Origin of the sequence: Cylindrospermopsis sp. CR12 (assembly GCF_001432185.1) — a bacterium.
In the GTDB taxonomy this organism is placed as follows: Bacteria; Cyanobacteriota; Cyanobacteriia; order Cyanobacteriales; family Nostocaceae; genus Raphidiopsis; species Raphidiopsis raciborskii.
On record NZ_LMVE01000095.1, the window covers coordinates 88703 to 111985 of the forward strand.

The following is a 23283-nucleotide window of genomic DNA, read 5'->3' on the forward strand; positions in this document are numbered from 1 at the left end:
GCTTGGACCCGAAGGTTAGGGTGGGGTAGGCGTGGTGATTTTTCCCTGCATAGAATCAGTCTGTAGTTGTCCCTCTCGCCAAATATCAGCAAAATCCTTGATAAAACTGGCAATAGGAATAGCTATTAACAGTCCCAGAACTCCACCCAATTTAGCTCCAACCAATAAAGAAATTACTACCCAAACAGGATTTAAACCCGTCAAACTTCCCAATAGTCTAGGGGCAACAATATTAGAATTAATTTGGTCAATTGTTACTGCTATTAATGCCACTTCTACCGCTTGCCAAAAGTTTTCTAAAGCTATCAATAAACTTACAATCCCAATGCCAATACCTGTGCCAAATGGAAAGAGGGAGAAAAAGCCAATGGTAATTCCAAATAATAAGGCTAGGGGAATTTTCAGAGCTATAAATGTTAGAGTTACGGTCACTCCCAAAACCGCTCCCAAGGTGGCTTGTCCAATGAAGTAATTTTGAAAATCTTCTTTTAGTAAAGCTCTGGCTTTCACCCCTAAATAGGTGGGTAACCATCCATATAGACCATCCCACAATTTCTCCCCGTTTAATACGAGGTAAATGGTTAAAACAATAGTCAGGATTAAGTTTAACAAAAACCCAATTGTATCAAATGCAAAAGTTAGGATTTTACCGGTAAAAGATTGGATTTGATTAGAAATTTTCTCCAACAATTGTGTGGCTATACCAATAATATTAACAGGTAAGTCCTGTTGGGTAGCTGCCCAATCCAAAAATGCTTGTAATTGTTGAGTTCCAGAACTTATCCAAGCGGGAAGAATATTGATTAACTCATTCAGTTGCTGAAAAATCAAAGGTAGTAAAATCACGCCTATGGCTCCCAACATCACTACTGTAAGAAGTAAAACACCCACAATAGCTAATATTCTGGGAATCCCCAGGTTATGAAAAAATTTGATTGGATAATTTAAGACAAAAGATAGTAGAATAGCTAGAACAACAACACTAACTAACGGTTGAAAATATTTTATGACCTGAATGAGCAACCATCCATTCAGAATAATTATGGGGAAAGCCAAGGCAAAGGTTAACCAACGAGGTAATTTATTTGTCATTTCCATAAAAGTACATACCAATCCCCAATTAGCTATAAATGAAATCCAGCATGATTTTCTGGTGAATGTGTGCTAAGTATCTTATCTGACCAGCTTTGTGAGAATAGCAACTACCCGCCATAATATCTTGATCTGTTAATAAGCCCATGTCCCAACCTTCATACAAGGTGAGTTGTGATAACTCTGTTAGTAATGGTGCATGAAAAACATGACGAGTCACGTTGTCATCAGGATAAATGCCGAATTTTGCAAAGGTTGCTAATTGATAATCTATTTCCTCCTTGATTTCCCGCACTAGTGCTACTTCTGGGGTTTCACCCAGTTCTAAATGCCCACCAAATAATCCCCAACAACCGGGGGCGGCAATATGGGGAATATTATCTCTTAATTGCATGAGGTACTGGTCATTTTGGTAGAGAATAACTATAGAAACCTCTGGTATTTGATGATTAATCATAATGACCTTATTCCTCTTCTAAATATACTTCTCCGTACTCTTGCTCATTCAACTTAATACTTTTGTGCTTTATTTTACCTCCTATTACCACCTCCTGCTCCAATTGTAACTTATTTTGATTTATCACAACCCAGATTCTACCAGTAGAGTCAGCAATTTGATATGCGTGCTGGCCAATCAAGGGAGCATGTTTTTCAATCTTTCCTTGGATATAAACTGTAGTTTCTGGCTGACCCATAGGTTTAATCTTAGCAATAGGAGTAATATTAGTTCCCAGAGTATGGAAATTTATTAAGTTACCTCTGGCACAACTACCAATCATTAAAAGTAAAGCCCAGGTTAATACTTGGTAAATAAAACCGAGATTGCTCAAATTAGTAAGTAGTCTAGAGTTAGTCAGAGGAGAGAATTGTGGCATAAAGCTTTTTCCCATTTTGCCCATTTTGCCCATTTTGATTTATATTATCTATGTTTCGTTACTAAAAACCCAGAAGTTTTTACAAATCTAATTAGGAGATAAACGCCTATTTTCTCACTAAGATAGGGAAAAGATGAATAAAAATGGAAACAAAAACTGCAAAAATCCTTGATGGTAAGACACTAGCCGCAAAAGTTCAAAAAGAACTGGCTAAAACCATCACAGAAATACAACCTAAAATAGGCCGCCCCCCCGGTTTAGCAGTGTTGATGGTGGGAAATAACCCCGCCTCAGCCACCTATGTAGCTAACAAAGAAAAAGCCTGCCATCAGGTGGGAATTGCTACTTTCGGTAGACATTTTCCCACGGAAACTAGCCAAAATGAACTAGAACAAATCATAGAGGAACTCAATGATGATCAGCGGGTAGATGGCATTTTAATCCAGTTACCCTTACCCCAGCATTTAGACTCTATTGCTCTACTACATAGAATTCTGCCTAGCAAAGACGCTGATGGACTGCATCCAATTAATTTAGGGCATTTAGTCCGGGGAGAAATGGGAATGCGCAGTTGTACCCCTGCTGGAGTAATGAAACTGTTGGCAGAATATAAAATTCCCCTAGCAGGAAAACAAGCAGTGGTAATAGGACGTAGTATTTTAGTGGGTAAGCCCATGGCATTAATGTTATTGGAAGCTGATGCTACAGTTACTATTGCCCATTCTCGCAGCCAAAACTTAACAACTATTACCCAAAACGCTGATATTCTGGTAGCAGCAGCTGGTATTCCCGGATTAATCACAGCAGAAATGATAAAACCGGGCGCAGTTGTGATAGATGTGGGAATAAACCGCATTACTGATGGCAATGGTAAAAGTCGCCTAGTTGGTGACATTGACTTTGTCTCCACTGCTCAGGTGGCAAAATATATTACCCCTGTTCCTGGTGGTATTGGCCCCATGACAGTTGCCATGTTGCTGCAAAATACTGTTTGTAGCTATTTACAAGTAGCTAATCAGCAGTAATTAGTATTGATTATTGTTTATCACCATCAACTCAAACTTTTAGGACTCCCAGCATGGTAGCAACGGATAACATTCAAAAAACATCACAGCCAGCCCGGTTTAACCTCTATGCCTATCTTGGAGAACGACAGCAGCTTTGTGATGCAGCTCTGGATAAATCCATTCCGCTAGTGTATCCAGAAACAATCTATGAAGCCATGCGCTATTCCCTCCTAGCTGGAGGTAAGCGTGTACGTCCCATTCTGTGTCTTGCCACTTGTGAAATGATTGGTGGCACTATAGAAATGGCTATGCCAACCGCTTGTGCTATGGAAATGATTCATACCATGTCCCTAATTCATGATGATTTGCCAGCTATGGATAATGATGATTATCGACGGGGTAAGTTGACAAATCACAAGGTCTATGGGGAAGACGTAGCCATTTTAGCTGGTGATGGTCTGTTGGCTTTGTCCTTTGAACTTGTAGCCACCCAAACACCTCAAACCGTACCACCTGAGAGGACTTTACGGGTAATTGCCAGAATGGGTAGTGCTTCTGGGGCTCCTGGGTTGGTCGGTGGTCAGGTGGTAGATTTAGCATCGGAAGGTCAGTCAAATATTTCACTGGAAACCCTCAATTTTATCCATAACCACAAAACAGCAGCACTATTAGAAGCATCCGTGGTCTGTGGGGGAATTATCGCTGGTGCTGCTCCACAAGACATACAAAAATTGACACGTTACTCTCAAAATATTGGTCTGGCATTCCAAATTATAGATGATATTCTGGATATCACTGCTACCAAGGAACAACTCGGCAAAACCGCTGGTAAGGATATTGAAAGTGCAAAACTCACCTATCCTAGTTTGTGGGGAATTGAAGAGTCAAGGTTGAAGGCCCAAGAACTTGTGGAAGAAGCTTGTGCCCAATTGGATTTTTATGGGGATAAGGCAGTCCCTCTACAGGAAATAGCTCATTTTATTATTAATCGCAATCACTAGGTGGCAATTGAGATTTTGGATTTGAAATTGTCCACCTACAGTCAAGCTGCTCTTAATTCCATCACCCCACCAAAATACCATGCAGGACATCGGCGATATTTTCTACAACCGAGTGCTACTGGTCGCACTTGTGGCTTGTTTTATTTCACAAGGATTAAAACTCATTTTTGAAGTTATCAAACATCGTAAATTAGATCTCCGTGTTTTGGTTACCACTGGAGGTATGCCTAGCGCCCATTCAGCTCTAGTTACAGCTTTAGCAGCTGGTGTAGGACAAACTATAGGTTGGTCATCTCCAGATTTTGCCTTGGCTGCGGTTGTAGCTATTATTGTTATGTACGATGCTACAGGGGTTCGCCAAGCAGCAGGTAAGCAGGCCCGCATCCTCAATCAAATGGTTGATCAGCTCTTCCATGAAAAACCGGAATTCTTTCAAGACCGTCTTAAAGAACTTCTCGGACACACGCCCCTTCAAGTCGTAGCTGGCTCGATTCTAGGAGCCACTATTTCCTGCTTGGCAAGTTATTGGTTAACTAAGGCTCCTTCTTAAACCTTTGGGCCTGCAGTTATCATTTGAGCAGGCCCTCACACTCATTTTAATGTTACTACTGACCGGAGTAACATTACTTTTTTACCATCAGCTAAAATGGCAAATAGACCATTTTCATTCAGCTTTTGTAATGTTCTGTAGGCTTCTGTTTGATTAGTAGTATATACGGCCAATAAGTAGGGACGTTCTCCGTAGGAAACTAACCCCACGTTACCCCCGACTATCTTTTGTATATTGTTGGCCAATTCCGGGCGTCGGAAATAATCTACCAAGACCGCAAATCCATCTCCTAATACGGTTGGATTATAACTGTAATTGGGTTTCGGCGGTTCCGATCCCATCGGTTGGGTAACTTGGGTAATAATGGAGGCCAAACCTATAACGTTACTGACATATTTCGCCCAGCGATTAGCATCTTCAACTTTCTTAAAACCACCTACTCTTGTTACTACCTGGTCTAAGTATTTACAAGTTACAGATTTTAGTTCCGATGGCAAAACAGTACGCAACTGTTCTTGATTATTAGCTGTCGGGGTCAGAAACAGTAACAAATACTCCTCCGCATTGGGCGGTTGGCAAGCAGCAAGGGTAGGTTGAGACAGAACGTAATTAGGATAGATAACTGTCGGAACTAGAAATGCACCTAAAGAAACAAGGGCAAGTGATAAATTATTTGGTAGGTTCAGTTTTAGCTTAGTTTTGGGTAAACGTATTTGCATAGTAAAATTGCACCAAAGTAATTATTCTTAGGTTATATGTTCACCTTTTACACATTAGTCAAAGAAGCTAGGGGGTCAGTTCCCAAAGGAGTAGTAAATTCCCCCACTATAACATGTTCTAAGCGTAATTTTAACCAGGTAATAAATTGAGAATCGGTAGAAATAATAGCTACTGGTAGTTGGGGACATTTTTTCTTAATATCCGACATTTCGGGCGCTTCCAAAAAAGCAGGATTTTTTACTAGCCAGAAGTCTATTTCTTTTTCCCGCTCGTGGTAATTACGGATGCGTTCCCTTAAAACTTCTTCTAGTGGTTCCTCCTCGAGGAGAAACTTTTGACTAGCTAACACGTAATGATACTTTCCCATTTTTGCTCTGATCTGTTTATTTAGGTTTTAGGGTTGGCTACTGTTCGACAATTTCTGGACAATTATGTGTTGATCTTACCACCTGATGTGAGTTTTTGCAGGAACAGGTTGTTGTCAAAATAGTGTTCTAAGGAAATAATCTTTAAATCATCAGTTACATGAGCTATGCTGACCCCGATAATTTCCACAGTTTCCCCTGTGGGAGCAAAATCCTTATACGCACCCCGAAAATGTCCCCAGTGTCTCCACTTAAATGCCACCTTTGGTGGACCTGAGTACACTTCCAGCAGTTCCCAGGGAAAACCTTGGGGAAATGTGGTTTGAAACAATTTAGCTGAGGATTCAAAGGTTTCTTGGGAGGCTGTGTAATGTTCAGAATCACCCATAAATGTATTATAAGTTCCTTGAATAGACACATCTGCTGCTGTAAATTCTTTACCTCCATTGGTAATAACCCGAAACTTGTCCTTCACTACTGATAACCATTCTTGATGGTTGCTCTTAAAAGAAGCCTCCATCTCAAAAGTTCGCACTAGGTTCTGTACAATAGCCTCTAGGGAGCCTTCTAGGTGATTACAGACGCTTTCTTTCGCCAAATTTTCTTTTGAGCGGGTATAGTCTGGAGGTGTTTGATAGCGCCACTGTACGTTCGCACTATGTTCAATTACTGTGTCCCGTTCTTGTAACCAAAGAGGTAAGTTATTGGATACTTTGGAAGTCATAAGTTCCTTGCGCAATAAATTTGACTTTAAGCTGGATAACACAGTTAATTCCCCATGGCCTGTTTCATTTCTCGTACTGCTCTTTCCATTCCCACTAATGCAGCTCGACTAATAATAGTATGACCAATATTTAACTCCTCCATCCCTGGAAGTGCTGCTACAGGAAATACATTCCAATATGTGAGTCCATGACCAGCATTAACACGTAAACCAGCAGCAATGGCCTGCTCGCATCCCTTGGCTAACAAAGCTAGTTCTTGGTGACGAGTAGTTTCATCTTTAGCTTCGGCATATTTTCCTGTGTGTAGTTCAATAAACTTCGCCTGCACCTTGACAGTAGCCGCAATTTGTGCAGGTTCAGCATCAATAAATAAACTCACCGGAATGTTAGCACTTTGCAATTTGTCCACTATCATTCCTATTCTAGCAATCTGTCCCAGAATATCCAAGCCACCTTCCGTGGTGATTTCCTCACGTTTTTCCGGAACTAGGGTGACATAATCTGGTTTGATGTCTAAAGCTATGGCTAACATTTCATCAGTGGCGGCCATTTCTAAATTTAGGTGGGTTCTCACCGTTTCTCTTAATAACCGCACATCTCTATCTTGAATATGTCTTCTATCCTCCCTTAAATGGGCCGTAATCCCATCTGCACCCCCTAACTCCGCCAGCATCGCCGCAACTATGGGATCTGGTTCAATCGTGCGTCTGGCTTGACGAATGGTAGCTATATGATCAATATTTACACCCAGTGTAGGCACTTGTAGTCTCCCTTATTTTACGCTTAATCATCAAAATTGTTTTAAATAGCTTCTAAATAACTTAACAGATCTGCCATTTCCTGGAAACCAGGCTGAAACTTAGGCATGGGGGGCGTTTCCCCACTAATTACTTGGTGAATCAAGCCATAGGTGGACTTGCGCTTAGACACCTCTTTTAAGCTCGGACCCACCAGTCCACTTCCTTGCCAACCGTGACAACCAGCACAATTGGTTCGAAAAATGGCTTCTCCTCGTGCTGGATCTCCTACTAGAGATAGCACATTTTTTACATAAGGATCTGATATATTTACTACTATATCAACCGTAAAAATAGTTATAGGAATAACAATTATTATCACTAAAGCCAATAAGGGTATCCAGTGAACGGTAATCTCGGTTTTTGTTAGCTGCTTATCCAAAAGTTTTTCAGGTCTAGGTTTACACAAAACTGTGATCAGTGATCATTTATCGGCCCTTGGGAGCTTTATTTCACTCCCAATCCTTACCACCTAAATTATGACAAAAAACTTTCATTCATATCTGGTAATTAAAACCTATCCATAACTCCGATCACCAAGAACTGTGTTTTAACCAGTTTTTCGGTAAAATCAGAAAAGAACCTAATTTGAATATTTCTCAAGAGGAGATTTATAGTGGTTGAACCCCTACTTTCCGGAATTGTTCTGGGTTTGATTTTCGTCACCCTGAGCGGACTTTTTTATGCTGCTTACAGGCAGTACAAACGACCTAGTGGATTAGGTGGTTAATCCCTCACAACTGATGTGAGTTCCCAGTGATGGGGAGATATCATAATACACTACCCCATCACTTTTAGACTCTTCTCTACAGCTATAAAAAGTTAATGATGTGTTACCATAATTCCTCTGGCGAATAACCTGCCATATAGGTATTATTGGCACTTTAAAATCACTGCTATGTTCCACTGCTATTTCTCCATGTTTATGTAAAAGTTTAAATCCTGCGATCGCATTTAAAACTTGGTCATATAAATTACTTGCGTAGGGGGGGTCAAAGTATATCCGATCAAATGTTTGACCCGATAGTTTTTTTAACTGTTGAAGAACATCTCCTCGCAGAATATGAAATACCTGCTGTTCAGCAACCAGATGTTGCCAGTTTTCTTGAATAACTGCACAGGCGTGACTAGACTTTTCAATACCCACAACTAACTTAGCGCCTCTACATAAAGCCTCTGCACCCATAGAACCACTGCCAGCACATAGATCTAACCAGCAACACTGGTCAATCTTTCCCTGCCAAATATTAAAAACTGCTTCGCGCACTCTTCCACTAGTGGGTCTAGTGTTTTTTCCTGGCAAAGTTTTCAACAGACGATTCCCGTAAATTCTCAAGCTCATTGACAAGGCATTATTACTAATTTGGTCTTTATTGTTAATTTTTATTAAGCAGGAATTTTTTCACGAACTTGAGCGACAAAATTTGACATAACCTGCAATCCAATATTAGAGGATTTTTCCGGGTGGAATTGAACCGCCAGAAGATTTTCTCGAGCGATCGCAGCGGTGACAGTTTGACTACCGTGGGTAACCGTTGCGGACTGAACTTCTGGTTCAAGGGGATCAACATAGTAGGAGTGGACAAAATAGACCCAGGGTTGAGATGGCAAGTGTTCCCACAAAATGCTTTTAGGTTGGGTCAGTTGTAGTTGATTCCAACCCATCTGAGGGATAGCAATACCAGCTTCTGGGCGGAATCGTCGTACCTTTCCTCGAATAATTCCCAGTCCTGGTTCGTTTCCCTCTGCACTGGATTCAAATAGAATTTGCAGTCCTAAACAAATACCTAAGAAAGGTTTCCCGGAGGTGACGATATCTTTTATAGGCTGTTCTAAATTGCGGGAGCGCAAATTTTGCATAGCCGGATCAAAAGCTCCTACCCCTGGTAAAACTATAGCATCTGCTCGAGCTAATTCCTTGCCACAAGCAGTTACCCTGGCAATTGCTCCAGCTTTTTCCAAAGCTTTGCAGACCGAGTGTAAATTTCCCATATCGTAATCCACGACTGCAACGACTGGCATTTAGTGACTCCTTGTAAATTGGTTCGGGAAAACATTTATATTCTAATTCTAGATAATATTTGTTATGTGGGAAAAAATATTATTAACTTCTTTTGACAGTTGGCTAGAAAAATCCTTCTGCGCCACCAGTTCTTACTTTAACTAGCCAATATGGCTGGTTTTGCCGATAATTTCACTTTTTGGCAGCTATTACCTGTAGATATTGTTCTGGCTACTTCTGTGTATTCTCTCCAAAATCAATCAACTCAAATCAAGGGATATTATTATTTAGGATTATTTGGACCAGGTTTGTACTATTATTGTACTATTGATTTATCCAATTATTTGGGAGATAATTGTGTAGTTATTGTACTATTGCTGCTGGTTTTCTAGTTTCTTATGTTGTTAGTATTACCGGATCTGATCCTTGCCCAAGCAAATCCCATCGCATCACCAGAGGTGATACAAAATCAACAAGTGCGGTCTTTACCAGGAAGTTTAGATGACGTTCCAGTTTTTAATAGCAATAGTCCCGAACTGGTGTTAAGAGAAGGAATTTTACTTTCTACTTTTCCCCCGCAAGACAAAAAAAATCCCAAGGCCCATTTAAATTTCCCATTTCGTGGGCGATTTGATGTTTTTTCCCATCACGTGGCTAAAGCGGATCCACCAGAAAACCTACGTTCCCTGTATCACGCTATAATTTTACATAACCCTAGTCAAAAGATCGCCACTGTCAACATACTGCACGCTGCTAGTTATTTAAGTCAGCCCGATGCACCCTTCATTCCCTTAGAATCTTTACTTCCTAACTACTCTGGAATGGTTTTTGCAGGTCCTGGTAGTCGGGTAATGTCTGACATATTAAGAGGGAAACGACAAGAAAAATTCCCCCCTCAAATCATCATTCCCCCAGGGGAAAGTCGAATTTTATTAAATTTACCAATTCCCACGAGGGGACTGACACCCCCCCTCAATGGACGTTCAACTTATATGCGATTATGGAGTAATGAAACTGTTTATGCTGCCAGTTTAGCCATGTTTGCTAAATTAAATGCTGATGGTAGTGAACGGGCTCCAAACCAAGCGGAATGGGAAGATTTACTCAATAATGAGGATTTATCCACTCCTAGGGATAAAGTTCCCACCCCCATTGAGGGAACTGCTAAACCAACCATTTATGGTAGGGTTGCAGGAGTTGCTCGTGGTTCCCAATGGCGAGGATTCCTAGCAGACACTCCCCAGAGCGCATATCTAACTATTCCCGAACCAGGTCGGGCTTTTTCTTATGTTTTAAGTACCCTACATGGTGGCACATTAGGCACAGGGCAAATTCAAAGCGCACCCATGTTAGTTAGGTATGCTGACACTGCTTATTTTGCCCATGGTAACTATGGCATTCAATATAGTTTAAGACTACCTCTGTGGAATAACTCCACCACCCAACAGAATGTCACCCTAGCTTTACAAACACCGATTAAAGAAAATCAGCTCACAAATCCCGGTTTACGGTTTTTTACCACTCCCCAACGGCAAGTTTTTTTTAGGGGGACCGTGCGCATACGCTATCAAAACGAAAAGGGTCAACCTGCAACCAAATTCGTGCATTTAGTTCAAACCAGAGGTCAAGTCGGGGTTCCTCTCATATCTGTAAACATTAAACCGGGAGCTTCTTCCTTAGTGGATGTGGATTTTCTTTATCCCCCGGATGCATCTCCCCCACAGGTATTAACCTTGTCAACACAAAACTAGTAGTGTGGTTTATTTTTAGTTGCTTTTATAATTGGCAATGAGGAGCTGGAGGAAGTGGGTGGTAGGTAATATTGGAAGGTCCTTTCTTCCTCCCGAGTTGAACGCGACAATTTAGAAGCCAGTTTCAAACCCAAAGCTACTCCTGTTGTCCCTAAACCAAAAGCAAATAATGACCAACTATCATCCAGTCCACCAATAAGTGCATCCATAATACCCATGGTGATTAACACACTAATGATGGGATCTTTTCTATAGAATGACTTCAAAAATTGAGGTAATATAGCGTTCATAACAGCTTACTTTCCCGGTGTTACTCTAAATTATTAATGGACCGTCCCCATTTCCCCAGCTAGAACGGCTAACTATTTCAAGCCTAACCAAGCTAACACACCTTGATTAGTCACATACTCAATCACTACCATTAAAATAAAACCAATCATTGCTGCTCTTCCATTTAATCGTTCAGCATACTCATTGAAACCAAACTTGGGTTCTTCCAATTTAGGGGTGATGGTTGGTTGTGGTTCTGTCATAATCAAAAGCTCCTTGGTGTCAATGATGTTGTTTTATAAATTATACTCCTAAATTATATTGCCATTAGGAATAAATCAACCAAAATAGATGCGTGATGCAATTTGGGAATTTTGATTAATCCAATACGGAACTAATGGGAGGAATGCTGCAATCTATAAGTCAACCAACTATAATTAGAGGTTATAAATGCAAATCGGTGTTCCTAAAGAAACTAAAGATCAGGAATTTCGCGTAGGGTTAACCCCTGCTAGTGTACGTGTTTTAACTGAGAATAACCATAGTGTATTTGTCGAAACTATGGCTGGTTGTCATGCGGGCTTTACAGATGAAGATTACCTAGCAGCAGGGGGAAAAATAGTAGCATCTGCGGAGTCAGCATGGCATCAAGATCTAGTTGTTAAGGTCAAAGAGCCATTAAAAAGTGAGTACCAATTTTTACGAAAGGATTTACTACTGTTTACCTATTTACATTTAGCTGCTAACAGGGAACTAACAGAACACTTGATAGATTCGGGAACTTGTGCAATTGCTTACGAAACCGTGGAGCAGGTGGGTGCTAATAGACTCCCCTTACTGACACCAATGAGTATTATTGCAGGAAGATTAGCAGTACAATTTGGTGCCAGGTTTTTGGAAAGTCAACAGGGGGGGAGAGGAGTGCTTTTGGGGGGTGTTCCCGGAGTTAAACCCGGTAAAGTGGTAATTTTAGGCGGTGGTGTAGTAGGGACAGAAGCTGCTAAAATTGCTGTGGGTATGGGCGCTGGGGTACAAATTTTAGATGTAAATGTGGAGCGACTCTCCTATTTAGAAACCCTATTTGGCTCTAGAGTGGAACTGCTCTACAGCAATTCTGCTCAAGTAGAAGCAGTTGTTAGAGAAGCTGATTTGCTAATTGGTGCAGTGTTAATCCCAGGAAAAAAAGCCCCAATTTTAGTTCCTCGGAACTTGGTCAAACAAATGCGTTCTGGGTCTGTAATTGTGGATGTAGCTGTAGACCAGGGTGGATGTGTGGAAACTTTATACCCCACATCTCACAGCAACCCAGTGTATGTTGATGAAGGTGTTCTACACTATGGTGTCCCTAATATGCCAGGAGCTGTTCCTTGGACATCTACACAAGCACTAAACAACAGTACTTTGCCATACGTGTTACAACTAGCCAACTTAGGATTGGAAGCCTTGGAGGTTAACTCAGCTTTAGCCAAAGGTTTAAATATCAAAAACCATCATCTCTTACACCCTGCGGTACAGGAAGTATTCCCCGATTTATAGCTTTAGCTCCTGACACTTTGCATTAGCTGCCTCATAAGCATCTAAGTAATCTTGATCACCTAACATTAAATCACCGTAATACTGATAGGGTGCATCACTATATATTGGTAAAGGATTATCTTCTGGATAGTCCTCTTCTGATTCTTCGATAATTGCTTTTAATTTCTTCAGGGTTAAAACTTGTGCGGGGAAATACCAAATATTTTCGGCTTTTCTTTGCAAATAGGTAAAACTAGGATCAATAATGACATCTTCCAATTCTATCCAAGCATGTTCTATAGGTTGATAGGGGTGTCCGGTCAAGACTAAAAAGCCCTGAACATATTTAGCGCCATCTGTTACTAGTAATGCTTTATATGCGTTTTCAAAAGGTTTCTTAGCTTGACTTTTGATAGTTTGAGCAACCTGTAAAGACAGGGATTCGTTTAATAATTTGCTCATAATAAGTTAGTTATTTTTTCAGGAGAAGGGAGACCAGAACCATAAAACACTATAAAACTAAAAACAAGCGACCACAACCCCATAGTAACTTTACCATGATGAAATGATCGCTTTTATCCAATTAAATAATTGACACCTAGCCAAAGGAATCAATTCTTATAATAGTATATCAACGCCAGACAATGGAGGATGCAGTGTTATTCCCATAAGGGGTTTTACCCCCCATGGGATAGCGTAGGTTGTAATATTTGTTGCAAGGTTTTAGCTAAGTTAGAGAAAGGAACTTCTATTTGCTCTCCCGTACTCAAATCCTTTAAGCATGATTTGGCGTTAGCAGCTTCCTGACTACCAATGATGACACAAAATCTAATTCCCTGTTTATCTGCTAACTGAAATTGCTTACCTAATTGTTTTTTCTCAAAGTTAGTGACAACATTAATTCCCGCTCGTCTTAATTGTTGTGACACCTGTAAATAAATGGGCATTAGGTCTTCTTGGATATTTACTACCATTACTTGAGCGGGTGTGGGTGGTAATTTCTGTAGAATATCCGCTTTTAATAATCGATTAATTAGTCTAGATAGTCCTATGGAGATCCCTACTCCTGGCATTTTTTCACCCAAAAATATTCCCACTAGTTCTTCATATCTACCACCAGAACAAATACTACCGAGGGATTCATGTCCAATTAGGGTGGTTTCATAAACGGTTCCCGTGTAGTAGTTTAACCCACGCGCAATGGATAAGTCAATACAGAAACGTTGGGCGGGTACTCCTAAATTCTTCACTCCATCAATTACTGCTTCTAATTCACTTACTCCTAAGTTAAATCCTTCTGCTTGGGGTAAATTTACTGCCAGATGTTTGAGTTTGTCTAAAACATCATCCACATTGGCATCAATGTTGATAAATTCAATTATCTTTCTGCTTTGTTCTAAGGAAATACCGGATTTTTCTAGCTCCTGTTGAACTTGAGCTTCACCAATTTTTTCTAGGTTATCAATAATACCGATACAAGTTTTAATTTGCTCCTGGGCAATCCCCAGAGATTGAAAAAAGCCCGAGAGAATTTTGCGGTTATTAATACGAATGACAAAATCACCAATATTAATGGCTGCAAATATTTCTGTGATAATTGCTGGCATTTGGGCATCGTATAACAAACTTAGCTTGTCTCGACCAACTACATCAATGTCACACTGACGAAACTGTCGAAAACGCCCATCTTTTGCCCGTTCACCTCTAAATACCATATCCATTTGATACCGGGCAAAGGGGAAAGTTAATTCATTTAAATGACGAGCTATATAAGCAGCTAAAGGAACAGTTTGATCGAATTTTAAAGCCCTAGCTTCCGCACCAGTTTCCCCAGATTTATCTCTTTCTAATTGGCGGTTCGGCGGTAGAATTGGCTCAATTCCATATATGATATTATCCCCTTGATTTCCTTTGGCTTGTAGTACCTCTAGCCTTTCTACCGCTGGTGTTTCTATGGGTGTAAAACCATAACTCTCAAATACTTTACGAATGGTGTCTAGTAAGTATAATTCTAGTCGCTTTTCCCCAGGGAGAAATTCGGGAAACCCACTGGGAGTAGCAAAGTTAATTTTCTCGTTTCTTGTCATGTTTATACCTGGTTTTGTTAATCCTTTTAATTATGGTTCCTCATCCTGGGAAATTTGCAGAACTACTAGGGTCATATCATCAGTATTTTGTTTATCAGTTCCAATAAATTCCTGCACCTTATCAAATAAATAATCCGCTATTTCTTGGGGCCCATTACAATACCGACAAGCAGCACTAAATGAAGTAATGAAATTATCTTCACTAAAGCGATCGCCACTTGCAGCTGCAGCATCCGTTAAACCATCAGTATAATAAATTACAGTGTCACCTGGTTCTAAAAGAGCTTGTCCATTTTCATATTGACTGTTAGCATCGAGACCAATAAGCATACCCATTGTGTCCAGTCTAGTCACAGTTTTGGATCTGGCATGCCACCACAGAGGTGGGTTATGGGCGGCATTACTATAAGACAAAACTCGGGTTTTTGGGTCATATTCAGAATAGAACATAGTAACAAAGCGGTTCGAATTTTCTAAGTCAGCATACATAACCCGGTTTAAATTCTGCAAAATTCCTGCTGCTGAATTACCATGAAGTACCTCACCTCTGAGCATTCCTCGTAACATGGTCATAATTAAACCTGCGGGAACACCTTTACCCATCACATCCGCAATCACTAGAGCCCAACAGGTGTTTTCCTGACTCAGATGGTGGGGAGGGTAATTGGTGGTGTGATTGGTGGCAATAAAATCATAATAATCTCCTCCCACCCGATTAGCTGGTTTAAAACGTGCAGCTAGGACAGCACCAGGAATATTAGGACATAAACGGGGTAAAAGTCTCCGTTGGATCTCCGCTGCGATTTCCAGTTCTTGATCCAACAGTTCTTTTTTCCGCAGCTCTACAGACAATTCATCATTGCCAATAGCTACTCCAGTTTGATCAGCAACCAGTCTCACTAGTTTTTGCCTGGTCTCTGTCCAACTGTAATCAGGATCCCGACTTAGAACATATAGCCAACCCCTTTCTGTGTGTTTAACTATAATTGCCGTACCAAAAACCTGTACATCCGGACCCAAATACATTTGCATCTGGTCATCTAGTATGCCAGTAGTTGTGACTGGCGCTGAACTGGGGAAAAGGGTAATTTGACTACTGGCAGTTTCCAGAGCTTTACGGATGCTTTTCCTTTGCTGACTATCTTGCCAATGTAACTGTTCTAAGGTAACTTGACCATTGGGCTTATACAGAAATAGGGCACTACCATCCGCATCCGTTACCTTAGCAGCCATAAACGGAATCAGTTCCAGGAACTGATTTAAATTGTTGAAACTCCTCAAGGCAAATCCCAGAGAACCCAGCAGCTCTTGAATTTTGTTCTGTTCCCGATGTAACCTAGCCACAATCTCTTTTAGTGCCACCATTGGGGTGACATCTCTAGTGGCACTACTATTGATTTCTGTGGATTGAGAAGGAAATTGGGACACAGGCTGCTATTTTCTGTAAGTTTTAGAATAAATGAACAAGCTTTTAAGATTAGTCATTTTAGCAAGGGCATCATAACCGAATATGTAACTTTTAGGGTATTTTAGGCTAGAAATTCCAGGCGGAGATTTTGAATCGTGTGTATGTGCTCACTCTCCGATGACTAAAAAACGGTTCTAGTGTGAGATCATACCAGAAGTTGTCCAGTTTTTACCAAAAAAAGAATTATTTTTGATAATTTTTATTTCCAACCTCCCTCTATCTTGGTTTAAAAGTTTCTTTTTTAGTTTAAAAGAGCTTCCACAAACTCATAACTGGAGAAGGGACGTAAATCTTCAATTCCTTCCCCAGCACCTATAAACCTAATGGGTAAACCTAACTGTTGCACCACCGCTAAAGCCACTCCCCCTTTAGCTGTGCCATCTAACTTAGTTAAAACCACACCACTAAGTTGAGCAGCTTGAGAAAAAACTTCAGCTTGTCGCAGTCCGTTTTGTCCTAAGGTGGAATCTAAGACTAACAGCGACTCTACACGGGCATCAGCAGCTTTTTTGTCAATAATTCGACGAATCTTGCTCAGTTCATCCATCAGGTTTTTCTTGTTTTGCAGTCTCCCTGCTGTGTCTACTAACAGTAATTCCGTTTTCCGTGATTGGGCAGCTGCGATCGCATCAAATACAATAGCAGCAGGGTCAGTATTTTTACCAGGGTTAGCAATAACTTCTACACCACTTCTACTTCCCCAAACTTTGACCTGCTCCACAGCAGCAGCGCGGAAAGTATCAGCAGCAGCAATCAAACAGTTATATCCAGATTTCTGAGCTAGGTGAGCGATTTTACCAATAGTTGTGGTTTTACCAGCACCATTCACCCCTGTAATTAACCAAATAGTGAGTTTATCTTTTTCTGGAGCAAAACCCGATCTAGGTGATGATTCCAGGGGTTTCTCCAGCATATCCCTCAGGATTTGCTTGAGATAGGCAATTGCTTGTTCGGGGGCGGTAACCTCATCGCGAAGTTTTTTCTGGAGGGACTGAATAATCAGATCAGTGGCTTCAACACCTACATCAGCCTGTAGCAGTATTCCCTCAATTTCTGCTACTGCATCTTGATTTAAGGGACCTTGTCCAACAATAGCTTTTAACTGGTTTAGTATATTACGTCTAGTCTTATCCAGTCCCTGACGCAGTTTTTTCAACCAAGTAATTTCCTCTATGGAAATATCTTCTGCTCGTCTACCCTGGGCGGCTAAAACTTCTGCTGACCAAACAAAGCCATCATCAAATTCTAATTCAGGTTCTAATTCAGGAATTGCTATAATACTAACGTTGGGCATAACCGTGGTTTCTGGTTCAGGAACCTCCACAGCAGTAGCAATTAATCTCTCTTGTTTAGCCTGTCTATCTGCAGTTGCTCTCTCTAAAAAGGATAATTGCGGCTGGCCATCAACTCCCACTTCCGGTGGAGTATGATCCGTGTCTGAAATCAATTCTTCACCCACATCCGTACTGGTCACCGGAATCTCATCTTTAATAACAGAGCTGTCTTCTGATATTTCCGAAGTTTCACTAGTTGTAACTGAAGACGCTTCATCAGTTACAGTCGTACCTTCTTGATCTTGAGACTGTTGTTTTTGCTGAATATTTTTATAAGCAGCTTTGGCATAGGCTAACAGATCCGCTGGATCGATTATTGTTTCCGGAACTGATTCTGGTGACACTTCCTGATTAGACGAAGTTTCACTTTGTACTTGAGTTTCCGTACTAGCGGAAGAATCATCATGTTGACGGCGAAACCAATTAAATGACATTTTAGCTTTATTAAGTATGATTATTGTGATTTAATCCTTGGAGGATTGACAACTCAGAACCACCAAGGTATGGAATTAAGCAGGTTGTTTTTGATCTGTGACCCGACGTAAAACACCATTAATAAATCGATGTCCATCATCGCCACTATAACGTTTAGCCAGCTCTACCGCTTCATTAATGGCAATGCTGGGAGGAACTTCCATAAATTTCATTTCCGCCACAGCAATTTGAAGTATATCCCTATCTATTTGAGCTAGTCTAGTTACTTGCCAGTCTACCAGTGCCTGGGAGATAATCTGATCTAAAATAGGTCGATTCTCATCAACAGTAACCACAATTTCCTTAGCGTAATTGCGAACTTCCTTATCTTGATTAGCTAATTGAATCAACTCAGGGAAGTCAACAGCTAAACCCAATTGATTAATAGCTGTTTGCGTGCAGCCAATGGCTTCTTGAAGCATTGTTCTAGCCGTACTTAAGTCGGATGCACGGGTTTGACTAGTTAATAATCGGTCATTACTGCGCTGTAATTCAGCAGCAGCACTATTCAACGTATCCTGTACTTCTGCAGTTAAAGTGCGGACAGCACCAAGAACGAGCTTGGCCATTAGTTGGTCATCTGGTAGTTTCTGCAATTTTTTAGGATTAACTGGCAACTGACTAAGACTTAGTAGTGCTAGTTCTCTAGCTATTTGTTGGGGTTTACGAGGTTGCATAATCTTACATAATATGGTAGATATGGTACGAATAAGAAATTAACAATCATTACAGGTTAGAACCAGGATATTTTTGCAGGAAATTAATTCCCACTATCCCGGTAGTTCCTGTGTTCATAGACTCATCATCACCAAACAGGTTTTGACATGTAGCCGTAATAAATTGAGGATTCACCAGTATGTCAAAAATCAGGTTCAACACCAACCAAATGGCTTTTGCCTTCTTTGGTTAATGTTGGAGTTGTTAAGGGCAATTGGGACATAACTACACCATTACTAGGCGCGACTATACCGCCGGAGACAATGATTTTAAACGCATCCTCTATAGACATTGTCAGATTGATTGCTTCATCTTCTGGAACCACTGCATACCAACCAGTAGTGGGGTTAGGGGTAGTGGGAATAAAAATGCTCAACATAGGACGACTCAATTTTGCCTGAATGTCGCTGGCAATTGCACCGGTGACAAAGCCAATAGACCATATTCCCCTCCTAGGATATTCCAATAACACCACTCGACGGAATTTGCCATTGGAATCCTTGAGTATAGTCTCCAGTAATTGTTTGAGAGTCTTGTAGACTTGACCAGCTAAGGGAATTGCATGCAATATCCTCTCCCCAAAGTCAAGCAACCATTTGCCAAAGATATTCCGGGCCATCAGACCAATAAACAGGATGCTAATTAATGGTACTGCTAAACCAACTAAAAAGTTCAATAGGTTGACTAATATGGGGTTTAGTCCATCAAAAGGGTTAAGCTGTTTAGGGATTTGGGTGAGAAAGTTAATTACCCAGTTGGCAATCGTAATGGTTAACCAAATGGTGGTTGCTAGGGGTATTACCACCAACAACCCAGCTATCAAGTCATTTTTTAAGTCCTGTTTAAGCCGTTCCATGACCAAGCCCGGATTCTCCTTTTTTTGGCTACTAGAATGTTTGTGATTGATTTCCATACCACAAATCCTTGTTGTCAGTCCAGATAAATGAGTCCTAAGTTTAAGATTTATTACTTATTTCTCATGATCAGTTGCTTTAGGCCTGCAAATAGGCAAGTAAGAATTAAGAATATAGTGCCTGTAAATTATTGTTGCAGGTTTTCGAGGTATTATTAATCCTAGCGTTAATCGTAGCCAATGATCACCCAAGATTTTGGTTTATTAAACCCTACGTGTACCAGATGTAGTTTTTAATCCAGTCCAGCCAATGATAATATAACCAATAGATAACAACAGACTGCCAATTCCTATTCTTAGTCCAGACTTCCAAGCATTCTCTCTAGCTTGTTTTTCCGCTTCCGTTTGGCGTTGGCGAATTTGCTCGATTTTTTGTTTGGCAATTTCATTGGGATCGGTCTGCTGGGCAATAAATTTATCTATGTCTTGCGGGTTGGCCTGCAGTTTCTTGAGTAACTCTTTCTGTTCTGGGGGAAGTTGGGGGTTTTCTAGTGCTTGTTTATATTTTTGTGGATCTTTAAGTAATTCAGTAATTTGTGCCTTCGCTTGAAGTTGAGCCTGTTGTAATTGAGCGCGACCCTGGTCATTATTCAGCTGACCCTGGAATTGGGCCAACTGGGTATTGAGTTGAGACTCTGCTTGTTGAGCATCTTGGGCAATTTGATTAACCTTTTCTTTGCTAACCTGGTCAACATTTGTCAGGTGCAGGGGAAAAATCAACAAAAACATTAGACCAAAAATGCTAGAAAGTATTAGGGAAGGAAATTTAAAATCCATACCCGGATTTTTTCCCTGGTCATTGGTGTCCAACCAATGGGCAATGAGAATCATTGCTAAACCTACCATGGGGACAACACCACGATCTACTAATGCTGTGGTTAGACCAACTTGTGCTTCTTTATCTGTAAAGTTGAATCCCAGCATCAAAATCAAAAAGTCTATGAAAAAAGATAAAATACAAACTATCCCTACTACTTTGAGAGTGAGGGAAGTATTGGAGTTGGTAGGACGATTAACCATATTTTCCTAAGTCTAATGACCATCATCCATAAAATATATCATACTGATCATACTGGCCCATCACCTTGGTTATGGTTTTTAAAAACTGAAACTCGTATTACTTAATGTATTACCTAATAACAGAACGTAGGTTGGGTTGAGGAACGAAACCCAACGCCCCCACCCCATCCTATAAATAATCATGCCTCCCTACTTACCTAATAACAGTAAGCATTATTTCTGAGGACAGTATTTTCCCTAGCAGTTCTGAGGGAACCCAAAATAGTGGAGACAATAACACAGCGTTTTGCGGTTCCACCCGACTTCATAGACAGGGTAACTGTGCCCCAAGGTGGGTTTCTGAAAGTTCCTAGATCATCGAATTGAATATATTTGATACCATGAGACTCTCGTAAAGTAGTTTCCCGATCTAATTGAATAGCAGAATCTAAACTATGCCAAACCGCATTAGGAGGGTGAACTAAAATTGGGTGAACAGCCCATTTAACTATACCATTTTCTTGTTTAAAACTAGCTTGCCAAGTAGATTTTTCTTTTTTAGCCTGACTTTGGGCTTGACGCAATGCTTGATAAACTTGTTCTTGGGCCACATTGAGACGATAGTTTGTGAAAAAACTTAGCCAGGAGGGTGTTAGTATTGCTGATAGAATACCAATTATCGCTAAAACTATGAGATTTTCCCACAAAGTAAATCCTTCATTGGAGCTTTGATAATTCATAGATATTGTTCCCTTTTGGTAGAAAAAGACTTTAGCAACAACTACTAAGTAGAAAGGCACAATTATTTGTAGGATGGGTTAACCCCTGCGGGTGTTGGGTTTCATACTTCAACCCAACCTACATTAATCTTGTATTTAATTCCACCGACCCACTTATCCTATTTATCTTTACATAGTTTGGTCTTTTAACGCCAACTTACTTATTTATAGAAAAAACCCTTTCCTTGAACCTGAGTACTAACAGTGGGGAAATAGTGACTTAGTTGATTACTATTGGTATTTAAATTATTAGGAATGCGAGCTAAAGCATCTCCCCGAATAAATACTTGTGCCGTTACATTTAGTCTATCTACGCAGGCATAAAAACTAGTCATCCGACCAGTGGTAGTATGACTAAAAATTGACGAAGTAACCCTTGACCAGGTAATTTTAGGGTTAGTAGAATTCGGGGGGCAAACTGCAGGAGGTATATTATTAATTCTGCTGTCAATATAATCCACTAAAACTATGGGATCATTAGTATATTTAGCACTATGCTTTCTCCAACTATTCATGATTTGTTCCAAACTACCCGAATTATTGAGATTAAAAGCAGCAAAACCAGGTTCAGGACAAAATTCTGGGTTTTGCTCTCTTTTGTTATTGTTAGGACCCTTAATATAATCTCTTCCTGTATATCCATTACAAAGAACTATCTGATCAAAATCTCTAGTATTAGCCAGAACACCATCTCTAATTTTCCATCTAGCAATGCGAGCTGATTTTGACCACTCAGATACGGATGCAGTAGTATCTCTAATTAAATAGTAAACAACCAGAGAATAAACAAAAGCATCATCTTTAATTAAACTTCCGGGAACTGGCAAAACATTTTCTATTGTTTCCTGTCGCCAAAAAACCAGCACAGGAACCCTATCTATACCGGTAGGAGTAGAGGGTAATTGGGATCTAATAGCATTTATTCCCTGAGCATCATAAATATAAATTGCCTGTTTTAAATCATTGGCAATATAGTCCAAAGCAGTTTGAATTTCTGCTCCAGTAGTGATTTTAGCTTGTTCCTGTTGGTTTATTTCCATCACATTAATTAATAACCTCAATAAAAGAGTAATACTGATGACTCCTATGGTCAAACCAACGAGTAGTTGCATTATGGTAAATCCATAGAATGAACGATTTTTTGAGGGAGTAGGGAAGGAGATTATTGACATAGGGTAGAACTAGAATAAGTGGTGGGTGCGATCGCACCTAAACGCTGACATAGAGAGTAAAAAGAGGTTTTATTATTGGTTATTTCTGTGGTCATTTGTATTAGTGGCACTTGTTTATCGCCAAGATTATGAGTTATGGGCGATGGGGTGGATTTATTAATTGGGATTTGTTGAGTAAAATCAATATCCGCTCTAAAAACTCGTATGGACAAAAGATAACTCTCATTTTTGGAACTTGTGGCAATTGTACCAGCTTGAATATAAAACAAATTATTGGAATTATTTTGGCATTCCGTAAAACCAATTATGCCATTTTGGTTATAACAATATAAGCCATTTGCTGATGTTGGTGCTGGCATTTTCGAGCTGGTAATCAAATAATCTTGAGGACTGGTAGAAATATTTCTGGAAGCTTGTTGACTAGGAGTAATTTCAGATATTACTTGTGGTGTGACAATGGAACCAATTTTCACCCCATTAACAAATGATGTTGCTGCTTGAGCAGCCATTTCCACACGCCGTGATTGCATACGGATGGCTGTGGACATAATCCATATTGGAGTAATCACCATCAATAATAAAGATAGGGTTGAAATGGCAACTAATGATTCCAAAATAGTAAAACCATCATATTCTTCTACGGGAAAGAGTAAATATTTTTTTAGATGAT

General features: G+C 40.2%; 29 protein-coding genes. 7 read left to right on the plus strand and 22 right to left on the minus strand.

All coding sequences use genetic code 11. The features are described from left to right. Positions 1-15: 15 nt before the first annotated feature. The 3 genes from ASL19_RS11115 to ASL19_RS11125 are packed head-to-tail and all read right to left on the minus strand — an operon-like array spanning position 16 to position 1967. Positions 16-1098, minus strand: a complete 1083-nt coding sequence (locus ASL19_RS11115; protein WP_057178396.1) for an AI-2E family transporter — start codon at positions 1096-1098, stop codon at positions 16-18. 22 nt (positions 1099-1120) lie between these two features. Further along, entirely contained in the window at positions 1121-1549 is a 429-nt protein-coding gene (locus tag ASL19_RS11120; protein ID WP_006278700.1) for an NUDIX hydrolase, read from the minus strand. 7 nt (positions 1550-1556) lie between these two features. After that, positions 1557-1967, minus strand: a complete 411-nt coding sequence (locus ASL19_RS11125; RefSeq protein WP_057178419.1) for a hypothetical protein — start codon at positions 1965-1967, stop codon at positions 1557-1559. Between the two features lie 143 nt (positions 1968-2110). Here ASL19_RS11125 and folD point away from each other — a divergent pair, with 143 nt between their 5' ends. The 3 genes from folD (at position 2111) to ASL19_RS11140 (ending at position 4525) form a co-directional block, all read left to right on the plus strand. Next, on the plus strand, positions 2111-2992 hold the full coding sequence (gene folD, locus ASL19_RS11130; RefSeq protein ID WP_057178397.1) for a bifunctional methylenetetrahydrofolate dehydrogenase/methenyltetrahydrofolate cyclohydrolase FolD: 882 nt from the start codon (positions 2111-2113) through the stop codon (positions 2990-2992). 53 nt (positions 2993-3045) lie between these two features. Beyond that, positions 3046-3975: a geranylgeranyl diphosphate synthase CrtE gene (gene crtE, locus ASL19_RS11135; protein WP_057178398.1), complete on the plus strand. Its 930-nt coding sequence runs from the start codon at positions 3046-3048 to the stop codon at positions 3973-3975. Between the two features lie 79 nt (positions 3976-4054). Further along, entirely contained in the window at positions 4055-4525 is a 471-nt protein-coding gene (locus tag ASL19_RS11140) for a divergent PAP2 family protein (protein ID WP_057178399.1), read from the plus strand. A gap of 41 nt (positions 4526-4566) precedes the next feature. Here ASL19_RS11140 and ASL19_RS11145 read toward each other — a convergent pair whose 3' ends face one another. From ASL19_RS11145 to ASL19_RS11165, 5 genes are all read right to left on the minus strand, one after another. Continuing rightward, complete coding sequence (locus ASL19_RS11145) at positions 4567-5244, minus strand: hypothetical protein (protein WP_057178400.1); 678 nt, start codon at positions 5242-5244, stop codon at positions 4567-4569. A gap of 47 nt (positions 5245-5291) precedes the next feature. Beyond that, positions 5292-5612 carry an MgPME-cyclase complex family protein gene (locus ASL19_RS11150; protein ID WP_057178401.1) on the minus strand — a complete coding sequence of 107 codons (321 nt, stop codon included), beginning with the start codon at positions 5610-5612 and terminating at the stop codon, positions 5292-5294. Between the two features lie 62 nt (positions 5613-5674). Then, entirely contained in the window at positions 5675-6334 is a 660-nt protein-coding gene (locus tag ASL19_RS11155) for a hypothetical protein (protein WP_057178420.1), read from the minus strand. A 44-nt stretch (positions 6335-6378) separates the two neighbouring features. Continuing rightward, the gene (locus ASL19_RS11160) at positions 6379-7095 is read right to left on the minus strand and encodes a pyridoxine 5'-phosphate synthase (RefSeq protein ID WP_006278692.1); all 717 of its coding nucleotides are present in this window, start codon (positions 7093-7095) and stop codon (positions 6379-6381) included. Between the two features lie 41 nt (positions 7096-7136). Further along, positions 7137-7514: a cytochrome c gene (locus ASL19_RS11165; protein ID WP_057178402.1), complete on the minus strand. Its 378-nt coding sequence runs from the start codon at positions 7512-7514 to the stop codon at positions 7137-7139. A 234-nt stretch (positions 7515-7748) separates the two neighbouring features. Between ASL19_RS11165 and petG the strand changes: the two genes are divergently transcribed. Continuing rightward, complete coding sequence (gene petG / locus ASL19_RS11170) at positions 7749-7862, plus strand: cytochrome b6-f complex subunit V (RefSeq protein WP_040008399.1); 114 nt, start codon at positions 7749-7751, stop codon at positions 7860-7862. On the opposite strand, the gene rsmD is transcribed toward petG, so the two are convergent. Next, positions 7851-8474, minus strand: a complete 624-nt coding sequence (rsmD, locus tag ASL19_RS11175; RefSeq protein ID WP_057178403.1) for a 16S rRNA (guanine(966)-N(2))-methyltransferase RsmD — start codon at positions 8472-8474, stop codon at positions 7851-7853. The genes petG and rsmD overlap by 12 nt on opposite strands. Positions 8475-8518: 44 nt before the next feature. Then, complete coding sequence (hisH, locus tag ASL19_RS11180) at positions 8519-9154, minus strand: imidazole glycerol phosphate synthase subunit HisH (RefSeq protein WP_006276363.1); 636 nt, start codon at positions 9152-9154, stop codon at positions 8519-8521. Positions 9155-9304: 150 nt separating this feature from the next. Between hisH and ASL19_RS11185 the strand changes: the two genes are divergently transcribed. Further along, positions 9305-9526: a hypothetical protein gene (locus ASL19_RS11185; RefSeq protein WP_057178404.1), complete on the plus strand. Its 222-nt coding sequence runs from the start codon at positions 9305-9307 to the stop codon at positions 9524-9526. Between the two features lie 6 nt (positions 9527-9532). Beyond that, entirely contained in the window at positions 9533-10885 is a 1353-nt protein-coding gene (locus ASL19_RS11190) for a DUF3370 domain-containing protein (protein WP_057178405.1), read from the plus strand. Here ASL19_RS11190 and ASL19_RS11195 read toward each other — a convergent pair. Beyond that, the gene (locus tag ASL19_RS11195) at positions 10882-11175 is read right to left on the minus strand and encodes a hypothetical protein (protein ID WP_057178406.1); all 294 of its coding nucleotides are present in this window, start codon (positions 11173-11175) and stop codon (positions 10882-10884) included. The two genes, ASL19_RS11190 and ASL19_RS11195, sit on opposite strands and share 4 nt — an antisense overlap. 72 nt (positions 11176-11247) lie before the next feature. Then, complete coding sequence (locus ASL19_RS17600) at positions 11248-11418, minus strand: chlorophyll a/b-binding protein (protein ID WP_006276367.1); 171 nt, start codon at positions 11416-11418, stop codon at positions 11248-11250. A gap of 187 nt (positions 11419-11605) precedes the next feature. Here ASL19_RS17600 and ald point away from each other — a divergent pair, with 187 nt between their 5' ends. After that, positions 11606-12691 carry an alanine dehydrogenase gene (gene ald / locus ASL19_RS11200; RefSeq protein WP_006276368.1) on the plus strand — a complete coding sequence of 362 codons (1086 nt, stop codon included), beginning with the start codon at positions 11606-11608 and terminating at the stop codon, positions 12689-12691. Here ald and ASL19_RS11205 read toward each other — a convergent pair. The 10 genes from ASL19_RS11205 to hpsB form a co-directional block, all read right to left on the minus strand. Further along, entirely contained in the window at positions 12686-13132 is a 447-nt protein-coding gene (locus ASL19_RS11205; RefSeq protein ID WP_057178407.1) for a hypothetical protein, read from the minus strand. The two genes, ald and ASL19_RS11205, sit on opposite strands and share 6 nt — an antisense overlap. A gap of 215 nt (positions 13133-13347) precedes the next feature. Beyond that, on the minus strand, positions 13348-14757 hold the full coding sequence (hisS, locus tag ASL19_RS11210) for a histidine--tRNA ligase (protein ID WP_057178408.1): 1410 nt from the start codon (positions 14755-14757) through the stop codon (positions 13348-13350). A 30-nt stretch (positions 14758-14787) separates the two neighbouring features. Beyond that, positions 14788-16185 carry a PP2C family protein-serine/threonine phosphatase gene (locus tag ASL19_RS11215; RefSeq protein WP_057178409.1) on the minus strand — a complete coding sequence of 466 codons (1398 nt, stop codon included), beginning with the start codon at positions 16183-16185 and terminating at the stop codon, positions 14788-14790. 281 nt (positions 16186-16466) lie between these two features. Further along, positions 16467-17993, minus strand: coding sequence for a signal recognition particle-docking protein FtsY (gene ftsY, locus ASL19_RS11220; protein WP_057178410.1), 1527 nt, complete (start codon positions 17991-17993; stop codon positions 16467-16469). Between the two features lie 75 nt (positions 17994-18068). Then, positions 18069-18710, minus strand: coding sequence for a transcription antitermination factor NusB (gene nusB, locus ASL19_RS11225; protein WP_057178411.1), 642 nt, complete (start codon positions 18708-18710; stop codon positions 18069-18071). A gap of 182 nt (positions 18711-18892) precedes the next feature. After that, entirely contained in the window at positions 18893-19663 is a 771-nt protein-coding gene (locus ASL19_RS11230) for a DUF502 domain-containing protein (protein WP_006276374.1), read from the minus strand. A 204-nt stretch (positions 19664-19867) separates the two neighbouring features. Then, positions 19868-20683, minus strand: a complete 816-nt coding sequence (locus ASL19_RS11235; RefSeq protein ID WP_057178412.1) for an HpsJ family protein — start codon at positions 20681-20683, stop codon at positions 19868-19870. 197 nt (positions 20684-20880) lie between these two features. Continuing rightward, complete coding sequence (locus tag ASL19_RS11240; protein WP_057178413.1) at positions 20881-21402, minus strand: Tfp pilus assembly protein FimT/FimU; 522 nt, start codon at positions 21400-21402, stop codon at positions 20881-20883. 200 nt (positions 21403-21602) lie between these two features. Next, complete coding sequence (gene hpsC, locus ASL19_RS11245; protein ID WP_211942299.1) at positions 21603-22613, minus strand: hormogonium polysaccharide secretion pseudopilin HpsC; 1011 nt, start codon at positions 22611-22613, stop codon at positions 21603-21605. After that, positions 22604-23283 (minus strand): hormogonium polysaccharide secretion pseudopilin HpsB (gene hpsB, locus ASL19_RS11250; RefSeq protein WP_072149128.1); only part of this gene is annotated, 680 nt, incomplete at its 5' end. The genes hpsC and hpsB, both read right to left, overlap by 10 nt.

What these genes read in the sequence shown, in the direction of transcription:
- hpsC (WP_211942299.1), bottom strand. Translation starts at nt 22,613, where the DNA reads ATGTCAATAATCTCCTTCCCTACTCCCTCAAAAAATCGTTCATTCTAT.
- ASL19_RS11235 (WP_057178412.1), bottom strand. Translation starts at nt 20,683, where the DNA reads ATGGTTAATCGTCCTACCAACTCCAATACTTCCCTCACTCTCAAAGTA.
- ASL19_RS11125 (WP_057178419.1), bottom strand. Translation starts at nt 1,967, where the DNA reads ATGCCACAATTCTCTCCTCTGACTAACTCTAGACTACTTACTAATTTG.
- ald (WP_006276368.1), top strand. Translation starts at nt 11,606, where the DNA reads ATGCAAATCGGTGTTCCTAAAGAAACTAAAGATCAGGAATTTCGCGTA.
- ASL19_RS11240 (WP_057178413.1), bottom strand. Translation starts at nt 21,402, where the DNA reads ATGAATTATCAAAGCTCCAATGAAGGATTTACTTTGTGGGAAAATCTC.
- hisH (WP_006276363.1), bottom strand. Translation starts at nt 9,154, where the DNA reads ATGCCAGTCGTTGCAGTCGTGGATTACGATATGGGAAATTTACACTCG.
- ASL19_RS11230 (WP_006276374.1), bottom strand. Translation starts at nt 19,663, where the DNA reads ATGGAAATCAATCACAAACATTCTAGTAGCCAAAAAAAGGAGAATCCG.
- ASL19_RS11155 (WP_057178420.1), bottom strand. Translation starts at nt 6,334, where the DNA reads ATGACTTCCAAAGTATCCAATAACTTACCTCTTTGGTTACAAGAACGG.
- ASL19_RS11205 (WP_057178407.1), bottom strand. Translation starts at nt 13,132, where the DNA reads ATGAGCAAATTATTAAACGAATCCCTGTCTTTACAGGTTGCTCAAACT.
- ASL19_RS11140 (WP_057178399.1), top strand. Translation starts at nt 4,055, where the DNA reads ATGCAGGACATCGGCGATATTTTCTACAACCGAGTGCTACTGGTCGCA.
- hisS (WP_057178408.1), bottom strand. Translation starts at nt 14,757, where the DNA reads ATGACAAGAAACGAGAAAATTAACTTTGCTACTCCCAGTGGGTTTCCC.
- ASL19_RS11195 (WP_057178406.1), bottom strand. Translation starts at nt 11,175, where the DNA reads ATGAACGCTATATTACCTCAATTTTTGAAGTCATTCTATAGAAAAGAT.
- ftsY (WP_057178410.1), bottom strand. Translation starts at nt 17,993, where the DNA reads ATGTCATTTAATTGGTTTCGCCGTCAACATGATGATTCTTCCGCTAGT.
- ASL19_RS11190 (WP_057178405.1), top strand. Translation starts at nt 9,533, where the DNA reads ATGTTGTTAGTATTACCGGATCTGATCCTTGCCCAAGCAAATCCCATC.
- ASL19_RS11150 (WP_057178401.1), bottom strand. Translation starts at nt 5,612, where the DNA reads ATGGGAAAGTATCATTACGTGTTAGCTAGTCAAAAGTTTCTCCTCGAG.
- ASL19_RS11120 (WP_006278700.1), bottom strand. Translation starts at nt 1,549, where the DNA reads ATGATTAATCATCAAATACCAGAGGTTTCTATAGTTATTCTCTACCAA.
- ASL19_RS11145 (WP_057178400.1), bottom strand. Translation starts at nt 5,244, where the DNA reads ATGCAAATACGTTTACCCAAAACTAAGCTAAAACTGAACCTACCAAAT.
- rsmD (WP_057178403.1), bottom strand. Translation starts at nt 8,474, where the DNA reads ATGAGCTTGAGAATTTACGGGAATCGTCTGTTGAAAACTTTGCCAGGA.
- ASL19_RS17600 (WP_006276367.1), bottom strand. Translation starts at nt 11,418, where the DNA reads ATGACAGAACCACAACCAACCATCACCCCTAAATTGGAAGAACCCAAG.
- folD (WP_057178397.1), top strand. Translation starts at nt 2,111, where the DNA reads ATGGAAACAAAAACTGCAAAAATCCTTGATGGTAAGACACTAGCCGCA.
- nusB (WP_057178411.1), bottom strand. Translation starts at nt 18,710, where the DNA reads ATGCAACCTCGTAAACCCCAACAAATAGCTAGAGAACTAGCACTACTA.
- crtE (WP_057178398.1), top strand. Translation starts at nt 3,046, where the DNA reads ATGGTAGCAACGGATAACATTCAAAAAACATCACAGCCAGCCCGGTTT.
- ASL19_RS11185 (WP_057178404.1), top strand. Translation starts at nt 9,305, where the DNA reads ATGGCTGGTTTTGCCGATAATTTCACTTTTTGGCAGCTATTACCTGTA.
- ASL19_RS11115 (WP_057178396.1), bottom strand. Translation starts at nt 1,098, where the DNA reads ATGGAAATGACAAATAAATTACCTCGTTGGTTAACCTTTGCCTTGGCT.